General features: G+C 73.7%; 15 protein-coding genes and 1 pseudogene. 8 read left to right on the top strand and 8 right to left on the bottom strand.

Annotated elements, in window-relative coordinates:
• Positions 1-6 precede the first annotated feature (6 nt).
• Genes ACIP67_RS19280 through ACIP67_RS19270 form a run of 3 tightly spaced genes read left to right on the top strand, consistent with a single transcriptional unit; the run spans position 7 to position 1,403 of the window.
• A complete protein-coding gene (locus tag ACIP67_RS19280) occupies positions 7-441 on the top strand; it encodes a roadblock/LC7 domain-containing protein (RefSeq protein ID WP_401693069.1) in 435 nt (144 codons plus the stop codon).
• A gap of 1 nt (position 442) precedes the next feature.
• The gene (locus tag ACIP67_RS19275; protein ID WP_401693068.1) at positions 443-799 is read left to right on the top strand and encodes a DUF742 domain-containing protein; all 357 of its coding nucleotides are present in this window, start codon (positions 443-445) and stop codon (positions 797-799) included.
• Complete coding sequence (locus ACIP67_RS19270) at positions 786-1,403, top strand: GTP-binding protein (protein ID WP_401693067.1); 618 nt, start codon at positions 786-788, stop codon at positions 1,401-1,403. Before ACIP67_RS19275 ends, ACIP67_RS19270 begins: the two co-directional genes overlap by 14 nt.
• 6 nt (positions 1,404-1,409) lie before the next feature.
• Here the strand turns inward: ACIP67_RS19270 and ACIP67_RS19265 are convergent, their stop codons facing one another.
• From ACIP67_RS19265 to ACIP67_RS19255, 3 genes are read right to left on the bottom strand one after another with little or no spacing between them, the layout of a single operon-like run.
• Positions 1,410-1,826, bottom strand: a complete 417-nt coding sequence (locus ACIP67_RS19265) for an ankyrin repeat domain-containing protein (RefSeq protein WP_401693066.1) — start codon at positions 1,824-1,826, stop codon at positions 1,410-1,412.
• A gap of 44 nt (positions 1,827-1,870) precedes the next feature.
• Positions 1,871-3,553: an aromatic amino acid ammonia-lyase gene (locus ACIP67_RS19260; RefSeq protein ID WP_401693065.1), complete on the bottom strand. Its 1,683-nt coding sequence runs from the start codon at positions 3,551-3,553 to the stop codon at positions 1,871-1,873.
• Positions 3,554-3,563: 10 nt separating this feature from the next.
• Positions 3,564-4,520 (bottom strand): ABC transporter substrate-binding protein, encoded by a 957-nt coding sequence (locus ACIP67_RS19255; RefSeq protein ID WP_401693064.1) that lies wholly within the window; start codon positions 4,518-4,520, stop codon positions 3,564-3,566.
• Between the two features lie 335 nt (positions 4,521-4,855).
• Here ACIP67_RS19255 and ACIP67_RS19250 point away from each other — a divergent pair, with 335 nt between their 5' ends.
• The 4 genes from ACIP67_RS19250 to ACIP67_RS19235 are packed head-to-tail and all read left to right on the top strand — an operon-like array spanning position 4,856 to position 9,674.
• Positions 4,856-8,125 (top strand): ATP-binding protein, encoded by a 3,270-nt coding sequence (locus ACIP67_RS19250; protein ID WP_401693062.1) that lies wholly within the window; start codon positions 4,856-4,858, stop codon positions 8,123-8,125.
• On the top strand, positions 8,122-8,598 hold the full coding sequence (locus tag ACIP67_RS19245) for a roadblock/LC7 domain-containing protein (RefSeq protein WP_401693060.1): 477 nt from the start codon (positions 8,122-8,124) through the stop codon (positions 8,596-8,598). Before ACIP67_RS19250 ends, ACIP67_RS19245 begins: the two co-directional genes overlap by 4 nt.
• A 49-nt stretch (positions 8,599-8,647) precedes the next feature.
• Positions 8,648-9,088: a DUF742 domain-containing protein gene (locus tag ACIP67_RS19240; protein ID WP_401693059.1), complete on the top strand. Its 441-nt coding sequence runs from the start codon at positions 8,648-8,650 to the stop codon at positions 9,086-9,088.
• On the top strand, positions 9,075-9,674 hold the full coding sequence (locus ACIP67_RS19235; RefSeq protein WP_389515323.1) for an ATP/GTP-binding protein: 600 nt from the start codon (positions 9,075-9,077) through the stop codon (positions 9,672-9,674). Before ACIP67_RS19240 ends, ACIP67_RS19235 begins: the two co-directional genes overlap by 14 nt.
• Positions 9,675-9,861: 187 nt before the next feature.
• Here ACIP67_RS19235 and ACIP67_RS19230 read toward each other — a convergent pair whose 3' ends face one another.
• From ACIP67_RS19230 to ACIP67_RS19220, 3 genes are read right to left on the bottom strand one after another with little or no spacing between them, the layout of a single operon-like run.
• Positions 9,862-10,533, bottom strand: coding sequence for an ABC transporter permease (locus ACIP67_RS19230; RefSeq protein WP_401693058.1), 672 nt, complete (start codon positions 10,531-10,533; stop codon positions 9,862-9,864).
• Complete coding sequence (locus ACIP67_RS19225; RefSeq protein WP_401693057.1) at positions 10,530-11,279, bottom strand: ABC transporter permease; 750 nt, start codon at positions 11,277-11,279, stop codon at positions 10,530-10,532. The genes ACIP67_RS19230 and ACIP67_RS19225 overlap by 4 nt, the downstream gene beginning before the upstream one ends.
• The gene (locus ACIP67_RS19220; protein ID WP_401693056.1) at positions 11,276-12,418 is read right to left on the bottom strand and encodes an ABC transporter ATP-binding protein; all 1,143 of its coding nucleotides are present in this window, start codon (positions 12,416-12,418) and stop codon (positions 11,276-11,278) included. Before ACIP67_RS19220 ends, ACIP67_RS19225 begins: the two co-directional genes overlap by 4 nt.
• Positions 12,419-12,718: 300 nt before the next feature.
• Between ACIP67_RS19220 and ACIP67_RS19215 the strand changes: the two genes are divergently transcribed.
• A complete protein-coding gene (locus tag ACIP67_RS19215; protein ID WP_401693055.1) occupies positions 12,719-14,893 on the top strand; it encodes a glycosyltransferase family 39 protein in 2,175 nt (724 codons plus the stop codon).
• A gap of 157 nt (positions 14,894-15,050) precedes the next feature.
• Here ACIP67_RS19215 and ACIP67_RS19210 read toward each other — a convergent pair whose 3' ends face one another.
• Both ACIP67_RS19210 and ACIP67_RS19205 read right to left on the bottom strand, forming a co-directional pair.
• The gene (locus ACIP67_RS19210; protein ID WP_401693054.1) at positions 15,051-15,788 is read right to left on the bottom strand and encodes an FAD:protein FMN transferase; all 738 of its coding nucleotides are present in this window, start codon (positions 15,786-15,788) and stop codon (positions 15,051-15,053) included.
• 1 nt (position 15,789) lies between these two features.
• A pseudogene (locus tag ACIP67_RS19205) lies at positions 15,790-15,863 on the bottom strand (FMN-binding protein); the annotation flags it as partial.

The raw sequence follows: 15,863 nt of genomic DNA, 5'->3' as shown, positions 1-15,863 counted from the left end.
ACCGCGATGACACACCCCGCCCCCGCCACGAACACCCAGCTCGACCAGTTGCTCACCGGTCTGGTGGACCGGGTCGCCGATGTGCACCAGGCCGTCGTGCTCTCCGAGGACGGGCTGGTCGTCAGCAAGTCCACCGGGTTCCCCCGCGAGGACGCCGAACGGCTGGCGGCGACCGCGTCCGGCCTGATGAGCCTCAGCAAGGGCGTCAGCATGGACTTCCGCGGCGGCCCGGTGCGCCAGGCGCTCATCGAGATGGCCCACACCTACCTCATCCTCACGTCGGCCGGGCCGGGCGCCCATCTCGTCGTGCTCACCGGCTCGAAGGCGGACGTCGGCGTGGTGGCGTACCAGATGAACATGCTGGTGAAGAAGATCGGTGAGCACCTCAGCGCGGCGCCGCGGACCGGGATCGGTCCCGCCGTGCGCACCAACGGCGGGTGAGGTGAGCGGAGACGACGCCACGGGCCGGCTCGTCCGGCCCTTCACGCTCACCGGGGGGCGGACCCGGCCCAGCCGCGCCGACTTCACCCTCATCACGACGGTGACCGCGGTCGACCCGCCGCCCGAGCGGGCCGTGCGGCCGCAGCCGGAGCACACCCGGATCCTGCGGCTGTGCGCCCGGCCGGTCGCCGTGGCGGAGCTCGCGGCCCGGCTGGACCTGCCGGTGAGCGTGGTCGTCATCATGCTCTGCGACCTGCTGGAGGCGGGTCTGATCACGGCCCGCCCGCCGCGTCCCCTCGGCGCCGCCCTGGACCTGGAGCTGCTGCAGAAAGTGAGGGACGGCCTTGGCCGTATCTGATCCCACCGCCGGGACGGCCGGGACGCACGGTCCGGTCGCCGCGCCCGACACGGTGAAGATCCTCGTCGCCGGCGGTTTCGGCGTCGGCAAGACCACCCTGGTCGGGTCGGTCAGTGAGATCGCGCCGCTGCGCACGGAGGAGCCGCTGACCGTCGCCGGGCTGGACGTCGACGACCTGAAGGGCATCGAGGAGAAGCGGACCACCACCGTGGCCCTCGACTTCGGGCGGATCACCATCGGCGGTGACCTGGTGCTGTACCTCTTCGGCACCCCGGGCCAGCAGCGGTTCTGGTTCATGTGGAACGACCTGGCCGTCGGCGCCCTGGGGGCGGTGGTGCTGATCGACGTGCGCAGGCCGGAGGCCGGCTTCTCCGCGATCGACTTCTTCGAACGCCGCGGCATCCCCTTCGTCGTCGGGGTCAACGGCTTCCACGGCCTGCACCCCTACCCCGCGCAGGAGATCCGGGAGTCGCTGGCGCTGCCCGCGGACGTTCCCGTGCTGCTGTGCGACGCGCGGGAGCGCGACTCGTGCCGGGACGTGCTGATCGCGCTGATCGACCGGGTGATCGCGAGCGTCACGCCCCGGCCGGGTCCGGTGGACTGACCGCCGTCAGCGGGCTCCCGCGGCGCGCAGCACGGCGACCGTCTCCGGGTGGGGCTCCCTGGTCGCCCACTCCAGTGGCGTCATCCCCGTGCCGTGGTCCTCGCGCAGGCTCGGATCGGCGCCGTGGGCGAGGAGGGTGCGGACGGTGTCGGTGTGGCCCCAGGCGGCGGCCGCGCACAGGGGCGTTCCCTCCGCACCGGGGCCGGCGCTCTCGGCGTCGGGCGGCGCACCGGCGGCGAGCAGCCGTGCGGCGATCCCTGCGAATCCCTCGACCGACGCCAGGTAGAGGGGTGTGGTGCCGTCGGCGTCCCCCGCCGCCGGGTCGGCCCCGGCCCGCAGCAGCACGTCGACCTCGGCGGCGTCGCCGTGCATGGCCGCCGCCACGAGACGCCGCGTCAGTTTCTTCTGTCTGCGTCTGTTCACGCTCTCCTCCACCCTCCCCTGTTCACGCGTTCACCCGTGTCCTGTCACAACCGGGCCAGCCGCGGCAGCAGTTCGGCGGCTGCCGTCACGTCCGCGGTCAGCGGGCGGTCGTCCAGTCCGTCGGGCAGGGCGGCGTCCGCCACGGTGAAGACGGCGGCCGGCGGCCGCACCGGGTGCAGCCTCAACGCCCGTACGGCGACGACGAGTTCGCAGGCCAGGACGGTGGCGTAGGCGTCGGTCGCGCGCAGCAGCTGGCGGGCGGCCTGGCCGGCGAAGCCGGCGGCCTCCTCCAGGCCGTGCGAGAGGACGGCGTGCCCCGTGGAGGCGGGGGCCGCGCACGCCCGCAGCTCCGCGAGCGCGGAGTGGGCGGTGTACTCCAGGATCATCGTGCCCGAACTGCTCGCGGGGCCCGCCGCGAGGAACGCGGGCAGACCGGTCAGCCGGGGGTCGCCCAGCGCCGCCAGGCGGGCGGCGGAGAGCTGGGCGGTCTGGAGCAGGGCGAGGCCGGCGGCCTCCACGGCCAGGCCGAGCGGTGCGGCGAAGAAGCCGCCGTGGTGGTAGGCCGCGGTGCCGTCGGGCATCACGACGGGGTTCTCCGAGGCGCAGTTGATCTCCACCTCGACGACCTCGCGCAGCCTCTCGCCGGCGTCGAGCGCACAGCCGTGGACCTGGGGGAACGCCCGGAAGCCGTAGGGGTCCTGGATACGGCGGCCCGGTCCGGCCGGGCGGTCGGGCAGCCCCAGCAGCCGCCGTACCTCACCGGCGGCGCGGGCGGCACCCGGGTAGGGCCGCAGGGCGTGCACGGGTGCGGCGTACGCCTCTGCCGCACCGAAGACCCCGGCGAGGGACAGGGCGGCCACGGCGTGCGTGGCCCGCAGCAGCACGTCGAGCGTGTGCCGGCCGAGCGCGGCCTGCGCCAGCGCCAGGGCGTTGCTGCTGAGGAGGGCGAGGGCGTCTCCGGGGCGCAGGGTGACGGGGGCGGGGAGACGGGCCGGTGAGGCGTCGCCCCTCTCCGCCTCTCCGGCCGCTCGGTCGTGTGGACGGCCGGCCGGGCCCGGGCCCCGGCGGTCGGCCGGGCGGCTGTCGAGCCAGTCGTACAGACCCGCGGTGGAGCGGCCGTCGAGGAGGCCGTCCGCGGTGTCCGCCGGGCCGCCGCCCGGCCCGCCGGACCGCCGGCTCTCCGGGCGGCCGTCCAGCCAGGGCCGTTCCCCGATCAGGGTCAGACCCGTCTGGGCCAGGGCCGTGAGGTCGCCGGTGCCGACGGCGCCGTACTCGTTGACGGCCGGGTGGACGCCCAGGCGGAGCGCCTCGGTGAGCGCGTCGACGAAGGAGGGGTGGATGCCGGAACCGCCGGCCAGGAGCTGGTTGGCGCGGATCGCGAGCATCGCGCGGACCTGTCGGGCGGGGAGGAGGGCGCCCGCGCCGCCGGCGTGGCTGCGCAGGAGCCGCAGGCCGTGCGCCGACGCGTCGTCGGCGTCGACGGTCACCGCGCGGTGGGCGCCGACGCCGGTGCCGCGGCCGTAGAGCCGGCCGGCGGCGGCCAGTCGCTGGGCGGTGTGCCAGGAACGGGCGGCCCGCTCGCGGGCCTCGGGGGCCACCGCGGGCACGGCCTCACCGTCGGCGAGCGCGATCAGCCCGCCGACGGTGAGGGTGGTGCCGTTCAGGACGACCCGGGTGTCCTCCGGTGCGGGAGGGACCCGGGCCGGTCCGGATGCCGTCGTGTCCACCCTGCGTACGTCAGGCCAGGCCGGCGGACTTCAGCCACGCCTTGGCGACGTCCAGCGGGTCCTTGCTCTCCAGCTGCACCTGGGAGTCCAGGTCCAGCAGGGTCTTGGTGTCCAGCTTGGCGGAGACCGCGTCCAGCGCGGCGACGCCCTCGTCGGAGAGCCCGCTCTTGTAGACGAGCGGGGTCACGTTCGCGAAGCCGAAGAGGTTCTCCGGGTCCTGGAGGACGACGAACTTCTCCTTGGTGATGGTCGGGTCCGTGGTGAAGAGGTCCGCGGCCTGCACCGTGTTCTTCTTCAGCGCGGCCTGGGTCAGCGGGCCGCCGGCGTCGAGGGCCTTGAAGGACTTGAACGTCAGGCCGTACACCTCCTCCAGGCCGACCATGCCCTGCTGGCGGGTCTGGAACTCGGGGGAACCGCCGAGGACCAGCTCGGGGGCGGCGTCCTTGAGGTCGGCGAGGGTCGACTCCGCCGTCAGGTCGTACTTCTCCGCGGTCTCCTGGTTGACGGTGACGGAGTCCTTGTCCTCGGCGGGCGAGGACTCCAGCAGCGTCAGCTTGGGGTCGAGCTTGGCCTTGGCGGCGGCGTTGACCGCCTCCAGCGACGTCTGCTCGGCCTTCGCGTCGAGGTAGGCCAGCAGGGAGCCGTTGTACTCCGGCAGGACGGTGATGGAGCCGTTCTTGAGCAGGCCGTAGGTGGTCTCGCGGCTGCCGATGTTCGGCTTGTAGGACACCTTGATGCCCTTGGCCTTGAGGGCCTCGCCGTAGATGTCGGCGAGCAGGATGCTCTCGGCGAAGTTGTTGGATCCGACGACGACGGTGTTGCCGTCGGCCTTCTCCTCGGCGAGCGGGTCGGACGTGTCGTCGGAGGAGGAACATCCCGCCAGCAGGACCGTCGTCGCGGCGAGCGCGACGGCCGCCGCACCGGGGTGGTTCCTGAGGGACCTGCTGCTGTGGGCGTTGGAAGTCACGGTTCCCGTTCCGGGCTCTGGAGGTCGATGGGCAAGTCTGTGGGGGAAGTTGCTGGGGGAGATCGATGGGGGGAGTCTGTGGGGAGAAGGCGGGGGAGAAGTGGAAGCCGAGCCCCCTGACTCGATCCAATCCACCCTCTTCTCGATCAGTCAAGAGCGTTCGGGTCACCGAATGGCTTCGATCCATGGCCAGTTGTGGCCCGATCAGGCGGGTCTTCGTAATGGATTCTTGACGTGGGGCCACACCCCTTCGCACAGAGAAGCGATAGTGTCACGGACGTCGACGCCTGCCACAGCGGCGCGCACGCCTTGCACGACCCCATGAAGGAGGCCCGGTGTCCACGAACACGGTGGACGCGCCCGCCGGCTCGGCACCCCCGGTGTCCTCGGCACCCCCGGCCTCCCCGTCCGTCCGCCGCGGCCTGCGGGGTGTCACCGACCGGTGGCCCTTCCAGCGCAAGCTGAACGTCCTCGTCGGCGTTCCGCTGACGGTGATCGCCCTGCTGCTGAGCTATCTCATCGTCGACCTGGGGCAGGAGTCCGAGCGCGCCGAGACCGCCGCCCAACTGGTGCGGAACAGCTCCCAGGTCGCCGAACTCGTCGCCGCGGTACAGGCCGAACACCAGCAGGCGATCCTCCTGTCCGTACGGCACGAGGCGTCCTTCGACGGGGGCACGCCCTCCACCTCCGCCTACCGGGTCGCCCAGCTCGACGTCGACACCCAGATCCAGGAGGTGCGCGACACCTTCGGCGACCGGCTGCCGGCCGGTGAGGCGCAGGCCCTGAGGGAGATCGAGGGCCTCGCCGGTCTGCGGAGCACCATCGAGCAGGGCTATCTGCCCGCCGACAACATCGACCCGGCGTACTCGGGAGCCGCCGACGGCCTCATCGACGGCCTCGGCCTCGACCGCAACTCCGCGCTCGCCACCACCTTCACCGGCAACCTGCTCGACTCGCTGCTGCGCGCCGACGCCGCGCACGGCGCCTTCGAGACCGGTGTCTTCTCCGCGGGCACCGGCGACAGCAACGCCCTCATCGAGTTCACCGGCGCGGTCGGCTCCCAGGAGGTGTACGCCTACCAGGCCGAGCGGTTCTCGCGATTCGCCGGCGAGGCGCAGACCGAGGAGTTCGGTGGCATCGAGCACAACACCGCGATGGCGACCATCAGCCGGAACTACGCCGAGATGGCCGTCGACCCCAGCGCGCTGCAGGCGGGTTCGAAGAAGGAGATCCGCAAGGCGCTGCGGGAGGTGCTCGACTCCTACCACCTGTACAACGAGCAGGCCGAGACCCGGCTGGAGGTCACCGGTTCGCTCATCCACCAGATCGCCGAGCAGGCCGACTCCGCCGCCTCCGCCGCGCAGTGGCGCGCGGGCCTGCTGCTGAGCATGGCGCTGCTCGGCTTCGTCGTCTGGATCGCCCTGGCGGTGCTGGTGCGCCGCTCGGTGATCCGGCCGGTGCGGGCCCTGACCGGCGCCGCGCAGGAGGTCGCCGACGTCGCCGGGCGCGAGCTCGCGCGGGTGGCGGACGACGACGCCGAGGAGGGCGGGCCGCCGCGGCTGCGCGAGCTGCCGGTCACCGCCGACGACGAGATCGGCGAGCTCGCCGAGGCCTTCAACAACGTCCAGACCACGGCGGCCGCGCTGCTGGAGCGTCAGGCGCTGAGCCGGCGCAACGTCGCCGAGATGTTCGGCAACGTCGGACGCCGCGTCAGCAACCTGACGTCCCGTCAGCTGTCGTTGATCGACGCCGTGGAGCGCGGTGAGACCGACCCGGCGCTGCTCGAACGCCTCTACTCCATCGACCACATCGCGGTCCGGCTGCGCCGCAACGCCGACAGCCTGATGCTGCTGGCCGGCATCCGCGAGACCGTCCTCGACTCCGGCCCGGCCGCGCTCACCAACGTGGTGCGCGCCGCGCTCGGCCAGATCGAGGGCTTCCAGCGGGTACGGCTGCACGCCGGCACCGAGGCCCTGGTGCAACCGGACATCATCGGCGACCTGACGCTGATGATCGCCGAGCTCCTGGAGAACGCGGTGTCGTTCTCCCCCGAGGGCAGCCCGGTCGAGGTGGGCGTCGACTCCGACGACGACGGGGCGACGGTCACCATCGCCGACCACGGCCTGGGCATGAGCGCCGAGCGCCTCGCCGAGGAGAACGCCCGCCTGGTCCGCCGTGAGCGCCTCGACCTCGTCCCGACGAAGGTGCTGGGCCTGTTCGTGGTCGGCGCCCTGGCCCGCCGCTGGGACATCGACGTCACGCTCTCCCGCACGCCCGGCGGCGGTGTGACGGCGGAGGTGGCACTCCCGTCCCCGCTGCTGCGCACGCCGAGCGGAGCGGAGGCGGCGCCCGCGGGGGCGACGGAGACCGCCGCGTCCGCCGTGGAGGCGGCCGCCACGCAGGAGCCGTCCGCTTCCCCGTCCACGCCCTCGTCCTCGTCCTCTTCCCCGTCCACGCCCTCGTCCTCGTCCTCGTCCCCGTCCCCGTCCACGCCCTCGTCCTCGTCCTCGTCCCCGTCCCCGTCCTCGTCCTCGTCCGCCGGACCGTCCCCGGCGCTCGCGGTGCCGCCCGCTTCGGCGGACGACCGCGAACCGGGCGCCCTCCCCCGCCGGGTCCCCCGGCGCGAGGCGGCCGCGGCCGAGGAACCGCACCGGACGGCGCCCGGCCCCACGGCCGACCCCGGGCCCCGCGCGGAGGAAACGCCGGTTCACGCCCGTACGGGTGCGGAACCGGGCGGGACCGAGACCCAGGCCCGCCCCAAGACGGACGCGGCCGCGGAGGCGGTGGAAACCCCGGAGACCGCGGAGACCGCGGAGACCGCGGATTCCACCGGGGCTGCCGGGGGCGCGGATTCCACCGGAGCCGGAGAAGCCGCCGCCGCGGCACGAGCCGTCGGGGGCGCACAAACCGTCAGGGCGGCGGAGGCCGTCGGGACCGCAGAGGCCATCGACGCCTCCGAGGCGCCCGCCGTCCGGCCGACGGGCGCCTCCCGCGCCTCCGAGGCGCCCGCCGTCCGGCCGACGGGGGCCTCCCGCGCCGCCGAGGCGGACGCCCCCCGCGCCGAGGCGGACGGCGGGGAGCCCACGCCGTACGCCCCCCGCACCCCGGTCACGGGCACCCGCACCCCGGCTGTGGCAGACGCCCGCACCCCCGCCGACGGCGCCTCCGGACGGCTGAGCCCGGACGGGCGTCCGGGGTCACCCGGGCGGCCCTCGGGCCGGACCGTCGACGCCGATGCCGGCGGCGGCGCGCGGCCGCTGCGGCGGCGTGTCCGGGGGGCCACGCTCCGGACGACCGTCGACGCGGCCGCTCAGCAGGCCGCGCGCCGCACCGTGCCCCTCGCCGACGCGGACGCCGTCCGCAGCGCGCTGGAGGAGTTCGAGGCGGCCGTCGAACGCGCACACCGCGACAGCGGCGGCGGCACGGGGGAGCACCCCCGCCCTCCCGCCCCGCGCACCACCGAAGAGAACGACCGGGCGGCCGCCCCGAACGACCGGACCGCCTCGAACCACCGGCCCGTCCCGAACGGCCGGAGCGACCACGCGGACCACCACCGCACCCCCGGGCACCACCAGAACCACACTCCGGAAGGAGCCGAGCAGTGAGCACGTCGACAGGTGAGACTCCCTCCGGAGCCGCCACTCCGACCGATCTGCGGGCCGCCGCAGCCGACTTCACCTGGCTGCTCAACCGTTTCGCCACCGAGACCGCGGGGGTGGTGGACGCCATCGCGGTGTCCTCCGACGGCCTGCTGATCGCCGTGTCGGAGCTGCGTGAGCCCGCCGACTCCGAGCGGCTGGCCGCGATCGTGTCCGGCATCACCAGCCTGGCGGCGGGCGCCTCCGGCAACTACGGCCTGGGCGGTCTGAACAAGGTCATCATCGACCTCGAGGGCGGCCATGTGCTGGTCTCCGCGATCGGCTCCGGCGCGGTGCTCGGCGTGGTCACCGACAAGGAGGCCAAGCTGGGCAACATCGCCTACGAGATGACGGTGTTCGCCAACCGCGCCGGCAGCGCGCTCAGCCCCCAGCTGGTCCTGGAGCTGAAGAACAGCGTCGGCGCCACCAGGTCGCGCTGACCGGCAGTCATCGCGAAGACCGCCGGTCCAGAGAGGAAGCGAACCACCGATGGCGGACGGCCGCACTCCGCGCGGCGCCGGCGAGGACGGTGCCGTACCCGTCGGCCCCGCCCCCGCCGTCCGGCCCTTCCTGGTCACGGCCGGCCGGGTGGCGGGCGCGGGTGAGGCGTCGTCCGGACGGACCATGCCCGTCGAGACCCAGCTGGTGGCCACCACCACCGGGCTCGACGCCCTCGGCCTGCTCTCCTTCGAACAGCACGACATCGTCGCCGCCTGCCGGGTGCCGCAGTCGATCGCCGAGATCGCGGCCCGGCTGCGGCTGCACCTGAACGTGGTGCGGGTCCTCGCCGAGGACCTGCGCGCGGCGGGGCAGCTGTCGGTGCACGTGCCCGACTCCGGCGCCACCCACGACGCTTCCGTCCTGCGCAGGCTCATCGATGGCCTCCGCGCCATCCCCGACTCCCGGGGGGTACTCCGTGACTCCGACTGAACCGCTGGTCCGGCACACCGCCGGCCAGGTCTCCGTACGGCCGCCGCTGCCGGTGAAACTGGTGATCGCGGGCGGCTTCGGCGTGGGCAAGACCACCGCCGTCGGCGCGATCTCCGAGATCGAGCCGCTCACCACCGAGGCGGCCATCACCGAGGTCGCGGCGGGTGTCGACGACCTCAGCCACACCCCGCGCAAGACGACCACGACGGTCGCGATGGACTTCGGCTGCATCACCATCGACCCGACCCTGAAGCTGTACCTGTTCGGCACGCCCGGCCAGGAGCGGTTCGGGTTCATGTGGGACGACATCGTGGAGGGCGCGGTCGGCGGACTCGTCATCGTCGACACCCGCCGCCTCGACGACTGCTACGCCGCCGTCGACTACTTCGAGCACAAGGGGATCCCGTTCGCGGTCGCCGTCAACGCCTTCGACGGCCGCGTCGAGCACGCGCTGGAGGAGGTCCGCTGGGCCCTCGACGTCTCCGACGGCGTCCCCGTCCTGGTCTTCGACGCCCGCGAACGAGGCTCGGTCCGGGACGCCCTGCTGGTGGTCCTGGAACAGGCACTGGCACGCACGGAGGGCTGAGACGGTCCCGGGGAAGCCCCGAGAAAGCCCGGACGGACCCGCCCGGACGGAGGAGACCGTATCGACACCGCGGGCCGTCCGGGGCCGGTCGCGCAGCTCCCCGCGCCCCTTACGGGGCGCGTCCCTCACCCGGCATGCCGACCAGGCCCCGGGACGGCCGGAAGCCGGGCCCAGGGGTCCGATGGGCCTACTGGGCCCCCCTCCGCACCCCCGGTGACACCGCGATCCGCCCGACGGCCCAGAACACCGCGAGGGTGACCAGGGCCAGGCCTGCGACCAGGGTGGCGCCACCCACGACCTTCTCGTAGTCGCGTTGGTAGAGGCCGTCGACGATGTAGCGGCCGAGGCCGCCGAGGCTGACGTACGCGGCGATGGTGGCCGTGGAGACGATCTGGATGGCGCCGGAGCGCAGGCCGCTGAGGATCAGGGGGAGCGCGGCGGGGAGTTCGACCTGGAAGAGGATTCCGGCCTCGCTCATGCCCATGCCGCGCGCGGCGTCCACCGGGGAGGGGTCGACGGAGCGCATGCCCTCGTAGGTGGTGACCAGGATCGGCGGGACGGCGAGGACGACCAGCGGGGTCATCACGTTCACCAGGCCGAACCCCAGCAGCAGGGTCATGAGCACCAGCAGGCCGAACGTGGGCAGCGCCCGCCCGGCGGTGGCGATCAGGGCGAGGGCGTTGCCGCCGCGCCCGTAGTGGCCGGTGACGAGGCCGACCGGCAGGGCGATCGCGGCGGCGATGGCGAGGGCCTCCAGGGTGTACTGGAGGTGCTCCCCCACGCGGGTGGGGATGCCGTCGTAGCCCTGCCAGTGGGAGCCGTCGCCGAAGAAGGCGCTGATGAAGTGGAGCAGGTTCACCGGACTGCGTCCTCCAGGGCTGCGGCGGCCGGGTCGGGCCGGCCGGCCTTCGGTGTCTTGCCCGCGCTCGGTGTCCTGCCCGCCTTCGGTGTCCTGCCCGCGCGGCGCGGCATCCACGGCGTCAGCAGCAGGCGTACCAGGACCAGCAGGCCGTCGGCGAGGATCGCGAGGAGGGCCATGCTGAACACGGCGTTCACCGCGAGTTCCGGCCGGTTGTAGATGCTGGCGTCGTTGATCAGGTTGCCGAGGGCGCCCTGGTTGCCGATGAGGGCGCCGATGCTGACCAGGCTGATGCCGGAGACGGTCGCCACCCGCAGCCCCGCGATGATCGCGGGCACCGCGATCGGCAACTGGACCTGGACGTAACGGCGTACGGGCCCGAAGCCCATGGCGGTGGCGGCGGCGAGGGTCTCCTGCGGCACCGAGCGGACGGCGTCGACGATCGCGGGGACCAGGACGACGAGGCTGTAGACGGTGAGCGGGATCATGACCGTGAGCTCGGTCTGGCCGGTGTAGTCGATGAGGAGGACGAAGAACGCCAGCGAGGGGACGGCGTACAGCACCGTCGTCACCCACAGCACCGGCGGGTAGAGCCAGCGGAAGCGCACGCAGAGCTGGGCCAGCGGCAGCGAGATCACGAGCCCGGCCAGCACCGGCAGCAGGGCCTCGCGCAGATGCAGTCCGACCAGGCCGATCCAGCTGTGCTGGAGGTCGCTGGGGATGTCGAGGACACGGTCCCAGTTCATCCGGCGGCCTTCGTGGTCGCGCCGGTCCGGCGGCCCTCCGCGTGGGCGCCGCGGATCGCCTCGGCGATGGCCTGCTGGGAGACGACCCCGGCGGCCCGGCCCTCCGCGTCCACCGCTACGGCCCAGCCGGTCGGCGAGAGCACGGCGCAGTCCAGCGCGGACCGCAGCGAGTCCGTACCGGCCGTGAACGGCCGTCCGTACGGCAGCAGCCGGCCGGCGTCGATGCTCCCCGCGGTCAGGTCGCGCGGCTCGCCCCAGCCGAGGGGCTTGCCGTCGACGCCGGTGACGAGGAGGTAGGGCACGTCGTCCGCGGCCCCCCGGGCGGCGATCGTCTCGGTGCTCGCGTCGATCGCGACGATCGGCGCGGTGAGCAGGGCGAGGCCGGCGGAGGAGAAGAAGGACAGCCGGCGGATACCGCGGTCGGCGCCGAGGAAGTCCTCGACGAACGCGTCGGCCGGGTCGGACAGCAGCTCGGCGGGTGGGGCGTACTGGGCGAGCCGGCCGCCGGTGCGCAGGACGGCGACCATCGTGCCGAGCTTGACGGCCTCGTCGATGTCGTGGGTGACGAAGACGATGGTCTTGCCCAGCTCGTCCTGGATGCGCAGGAGTTCGTCCTGGAGTCCCTTGCGGACGACGGGGTCGACGGCCGAGAACGGCTCGTCCATCAGCAGCACCGGCGGATCGGCGGCGAGTGCCCGCGCCACGCCGACACGCTGCTGCTGTCCGCCGGAGAGCTGGTAGGGGTAGCGGCGGGCGAGCGAGGCGTCGAGTCCGACCCGCTCCATCAGCTCCCGCGCCCGGAACCGGGCCTTGTCCTTGCTCCAGCCGAGCAGCCGCGGCACGGTGGCGATGTTGTCGACGATCGTGCGGTGCTGGAACAGCCCGGCGTTCTGGATGACGTACCCCATGGAGCGGCGCAGGGTGTCGACCGGCTGCTGCTGGATGTCCTGACCGTCGATCAGGATGCGGCCCCCGCTGGGCTCGACCATCCGGTTGATCATCCGCAGGGTCGTCGTCTTGCCGCATCCGGAGGGCCCGACGAGGACGGTGATCGAACGGTCCGGGATGTCCAGGCAGAGGTGGTCGACCGCCACCGTGCCGTCCGGATACCGCTTGGTGACTGAATCTATCCGTATCAAAACGCCGAATACCCTTCGGGTCTGGCAAGTTCCGCCCGCTCTCGACCGGGTGAGGTCGGGCCGTTGCGGGGAGAGTCTAGACCTCTTGTGTTGCGGGGGTTTTGACGAGCCGGACCGGCCCCCTCTGTGACCCGCCTGTGAGTTCGCTGGTTCTCACCCTCCCCTCAGAGCCGGCTCAGGGATCCCCCAGACGCGGCACCGATCGTCACTGCCATGGGGGTGCGTGGACGCGGGAGGCGTCCGGTTCCCTCGTCCCACCGTCCTGCCCGGCCCGGGCGAACACCTTTTGGAGTACGCGCCATGACGACCCTCGCCCCGCCGCCCGCCCCCGCCCGGGAGGACGGTGCCCCGCACCGGGCCGGACCGCCCGCAGCCCGCGGACTCGCGGCCCGTACGCGCCGGCTGCTCACCGGCGCCCCGGACGACCCGCGCTGGGCCCGCCCCGCCCTGTGGGCGATTCTGGTGCTGGCCACGGCCCTGTACGCCTGGAACCTGACCTCCGTCACCGGCAACTCCTTCTACAACGCCGCCGTCTACAGCGGCACCAAGAGCTGGAAGGCGTTCTTCTTCGGCGCGTTGGACGCGGGCAGCTTCATCACCGTCGACAAACCCCCCTTCGCCCTGTGGGTGATGGGCCTGTCGGCCCGGGTGTTCGGTTACGGCACTTGGCAGTTGGCGCTGCCCATGGTCGCGGCCGGCGTGGGCTCGGTGGCGCTGCTGCACCGGATGGTAAGGCGGGACTTCGGCCCGGTCGCGGCGACGATCGCCGCCCTGGCGCTCACCCTCACGCCCATCACGGTGGCCATCACCCGGGACACCAACCCCGACCCCGTCCTGGTCTTCCTCATGCTGCTCGGCGCGGCCGCCCTGCTGAAGGCCGTGCGCACCGGGAAGGCGGCGCCGCTGGTGTGGTCGGGCGTGGCGATCGGCTTCGCGTTCAACACGAAGATGATGCAGGCCTACGTCGTGCTGCCCGCGTTCTTCCTGGTGTACCTGTGGGCGGCACGGGCCCCGCTGGGCAGGCGGGTCCGCAACCTCGCCGCCGGCACGCTCGCCCTGGTCGTCTCCAGCGCCTGGTGGATGGTGGTCGTCGACCTGATCCCGGCGTCGTCCCGCCCCTACATCGGCGGCTCCACCGACAACACGGTCTGGGACCTGGTCGTCGGCTACAACGGCCTCGGCCGGATCCTCGGGGCGAGTTCGTCGGCGGGCTCGCAGGGCAACGGCGCGAGCTTCGGCGGCGAGGCGGGCCTGTACCGGATGTTCAACGAGACGATGGGCGGCCAGATCTCCTGGCTGATCCCGTTCGCCGCGGTCGCCCTGGTCGGCGGCCTGGTGCTGCGCGGCCGCGCCCCGCGCACCGACGCCCGGCGGGCGGCCCTGATGCTCTGGGGCGGCTGGTTCGTCCTGCACTACCTGACGTTCTCACTCGCCGAGGGCACCTTCCACCCGTACTACGTGACCGCCATGGCCCCGGGCGTCGCGGCGCTGACCGGTATCGGAGCGGTGGTGCTGTTCCGGGCCTTCCGCGAGGGCTCGGCGGCGCGGTGGGGGTGGGTGCTGCCGGCGGCGGTCGCGGCGAGCACCGTCTGGGCGGTCGTCCTGCTCCAGCGGGTCTCCGGCTCGGGGACGGCGTACACGGTCGCCGAGGTCGTGGCCGGGGCCGCGGGCACGGCCGCGGTGATCGGGCTGCTGGTCGGACGGTTCACCCGGCGGCGCCGGCTGACGGTGGTCGCCGCCCTCGCGGCGGTCGTGGCGCTGCTGGCCGGTCCGGCCGCGTACGCGGTGTCCGCGGCCGCCTCCACCCCCGACGGCACCAACCCGACGGCCGGCCCCACCACCGGTGGCGGCATGGGCGGCATGGGCGGTGGCGGCCAGCGTCCCGGCGGCGAGGCGCCGACGGGCACGGGCAGCGGCACGGGCGACGGGCAGCAGCCGGGTCAGCCCCCGTCGGGCGGTGCCGGTCCGTCCTCCGGCACCGGGGCCGGGTCCACCGGCGAGACCGGGTCCACGGACGGCTCCGGTTCCACCACCGGGGCCGGGTCCACCGGCGAGACCGGGTCGACGGACGAGTCCGGGTCCACCGCCGAAGCCGGGTCCACCGGCGGGGGCACGGGCGGCGGCGGCATGGGCGGCGGCACCCAGGTGTCGTCCGCGATGATCACGTACCTGAAGAAGCACCAGGACGGTGCCACCTGGCTCGTGGCGGTCGCCACCGACCAGACCGCGGCCTCGGTCATCCTGGAGTCCGGCGAGCCCGTGATCTCCATGGGCGGCTGGTCGGGCACCGACGAGGCCATGACCCTCGCCAAGCTCAAGAGCCTGGTGAAGGCGGGCAAGCTGCACTACGTCGTGGTCGGCGACAGCGGCCAGAACTCCGCGAGCAGCGACATCACGGCCTGGGTGAAGAAGCACGGCACCGCCGTGAGCGACTACAGCGGGCTGTACCGGCTGGACGCCTCCGACGCCGGCTGAGGACGGCTGAGGACGCGCCGGCCGAAAAGCCGGAAAGGGCGGTACGGCATCCCGTACCGCCCCTTTCAGCGGTGCCGCCGGGGACACGCCCGGGCGACCACGGCCGCGCCCCGCCCCAGCGGCCACAGGGTCACCGCCGGCGCCCCCGCCCCGGCGCTCACGCGGCGGCCCCCACCCCCGCCGCCGGGAACCCCGGCGTCCGCAGGACCCGCCGCCCGGTGTCCACCGCGAAGACCTGGCAGCCTTCCTGCCCGGCCGCCCACTCGACGCCCTCCGCGCCCAGCGAGAAGGCGGCGGTGGCCACCGCGTCCGCCACCGTCAGCGTCGGCGCGACGACCGTGACGCTGAGCAGTCCGGTCGCCGGCGCGCCCGTGCGCCCGTCGAGGATGTGGTCGCCGCGCTCGTAGCGCGCGGAGGTCGCGACCGCGCCGTCCGTCAGCTCCAGGACCGTGCAGAGCCGGTCGGCGATCTCGGGGTGGCGTACGCCGACCCGCCACGGGCCGCCGGCGGCGACCACGTCGCCGCCGGCGTTGAGGCAGAACCGGCGCACCCCGGCCGCGGTCAGCAGCTCCGCCGCCCGCTGCACCGACCAGCCCTTGACGACGGCGCAGGGGTCGAAGCCCCGGCCGGGCAGCCGGGCGTCGAAGGCGCCGCCGGTCGCCACCCGGTACCGCTCGCACAGGCCGATCACCTCGGCCAGGTCGGCGCTGATCCGGGCGGCCGGCAGCTCGCCCCGGCCGTACCGGGACACCTCACTGCCGGGCTTGAACGGGCTGAACCGTTCGTCGACCTCCCGCAGCCAGGCGAAGACGGCGTCCGCCGGGCCGTCGTGGTCCCCCTCGTCGTCGATGCGCAGGGAGACCGGGAAGCCCATGACGTGTTCCACGCGGTGCACGTCAGGCGCCCTTCGCGTCGATCGCGGCCTGGAGGGACTCCCGGTAGCCGTCGCTGGTGACGGTCGCGCCGGACA

This window comes from Streptomyces sp. NPDC088812 (assembly GCF_044750285.1).
GTDB lineage: Bacteria > Actinomycetota > Actinomycetes > Streptomycetales > Streptomycetaceae > Streptomyces.
This window is presented reverse-complemented; position numbering and strand designations above follow the sequence as displayed.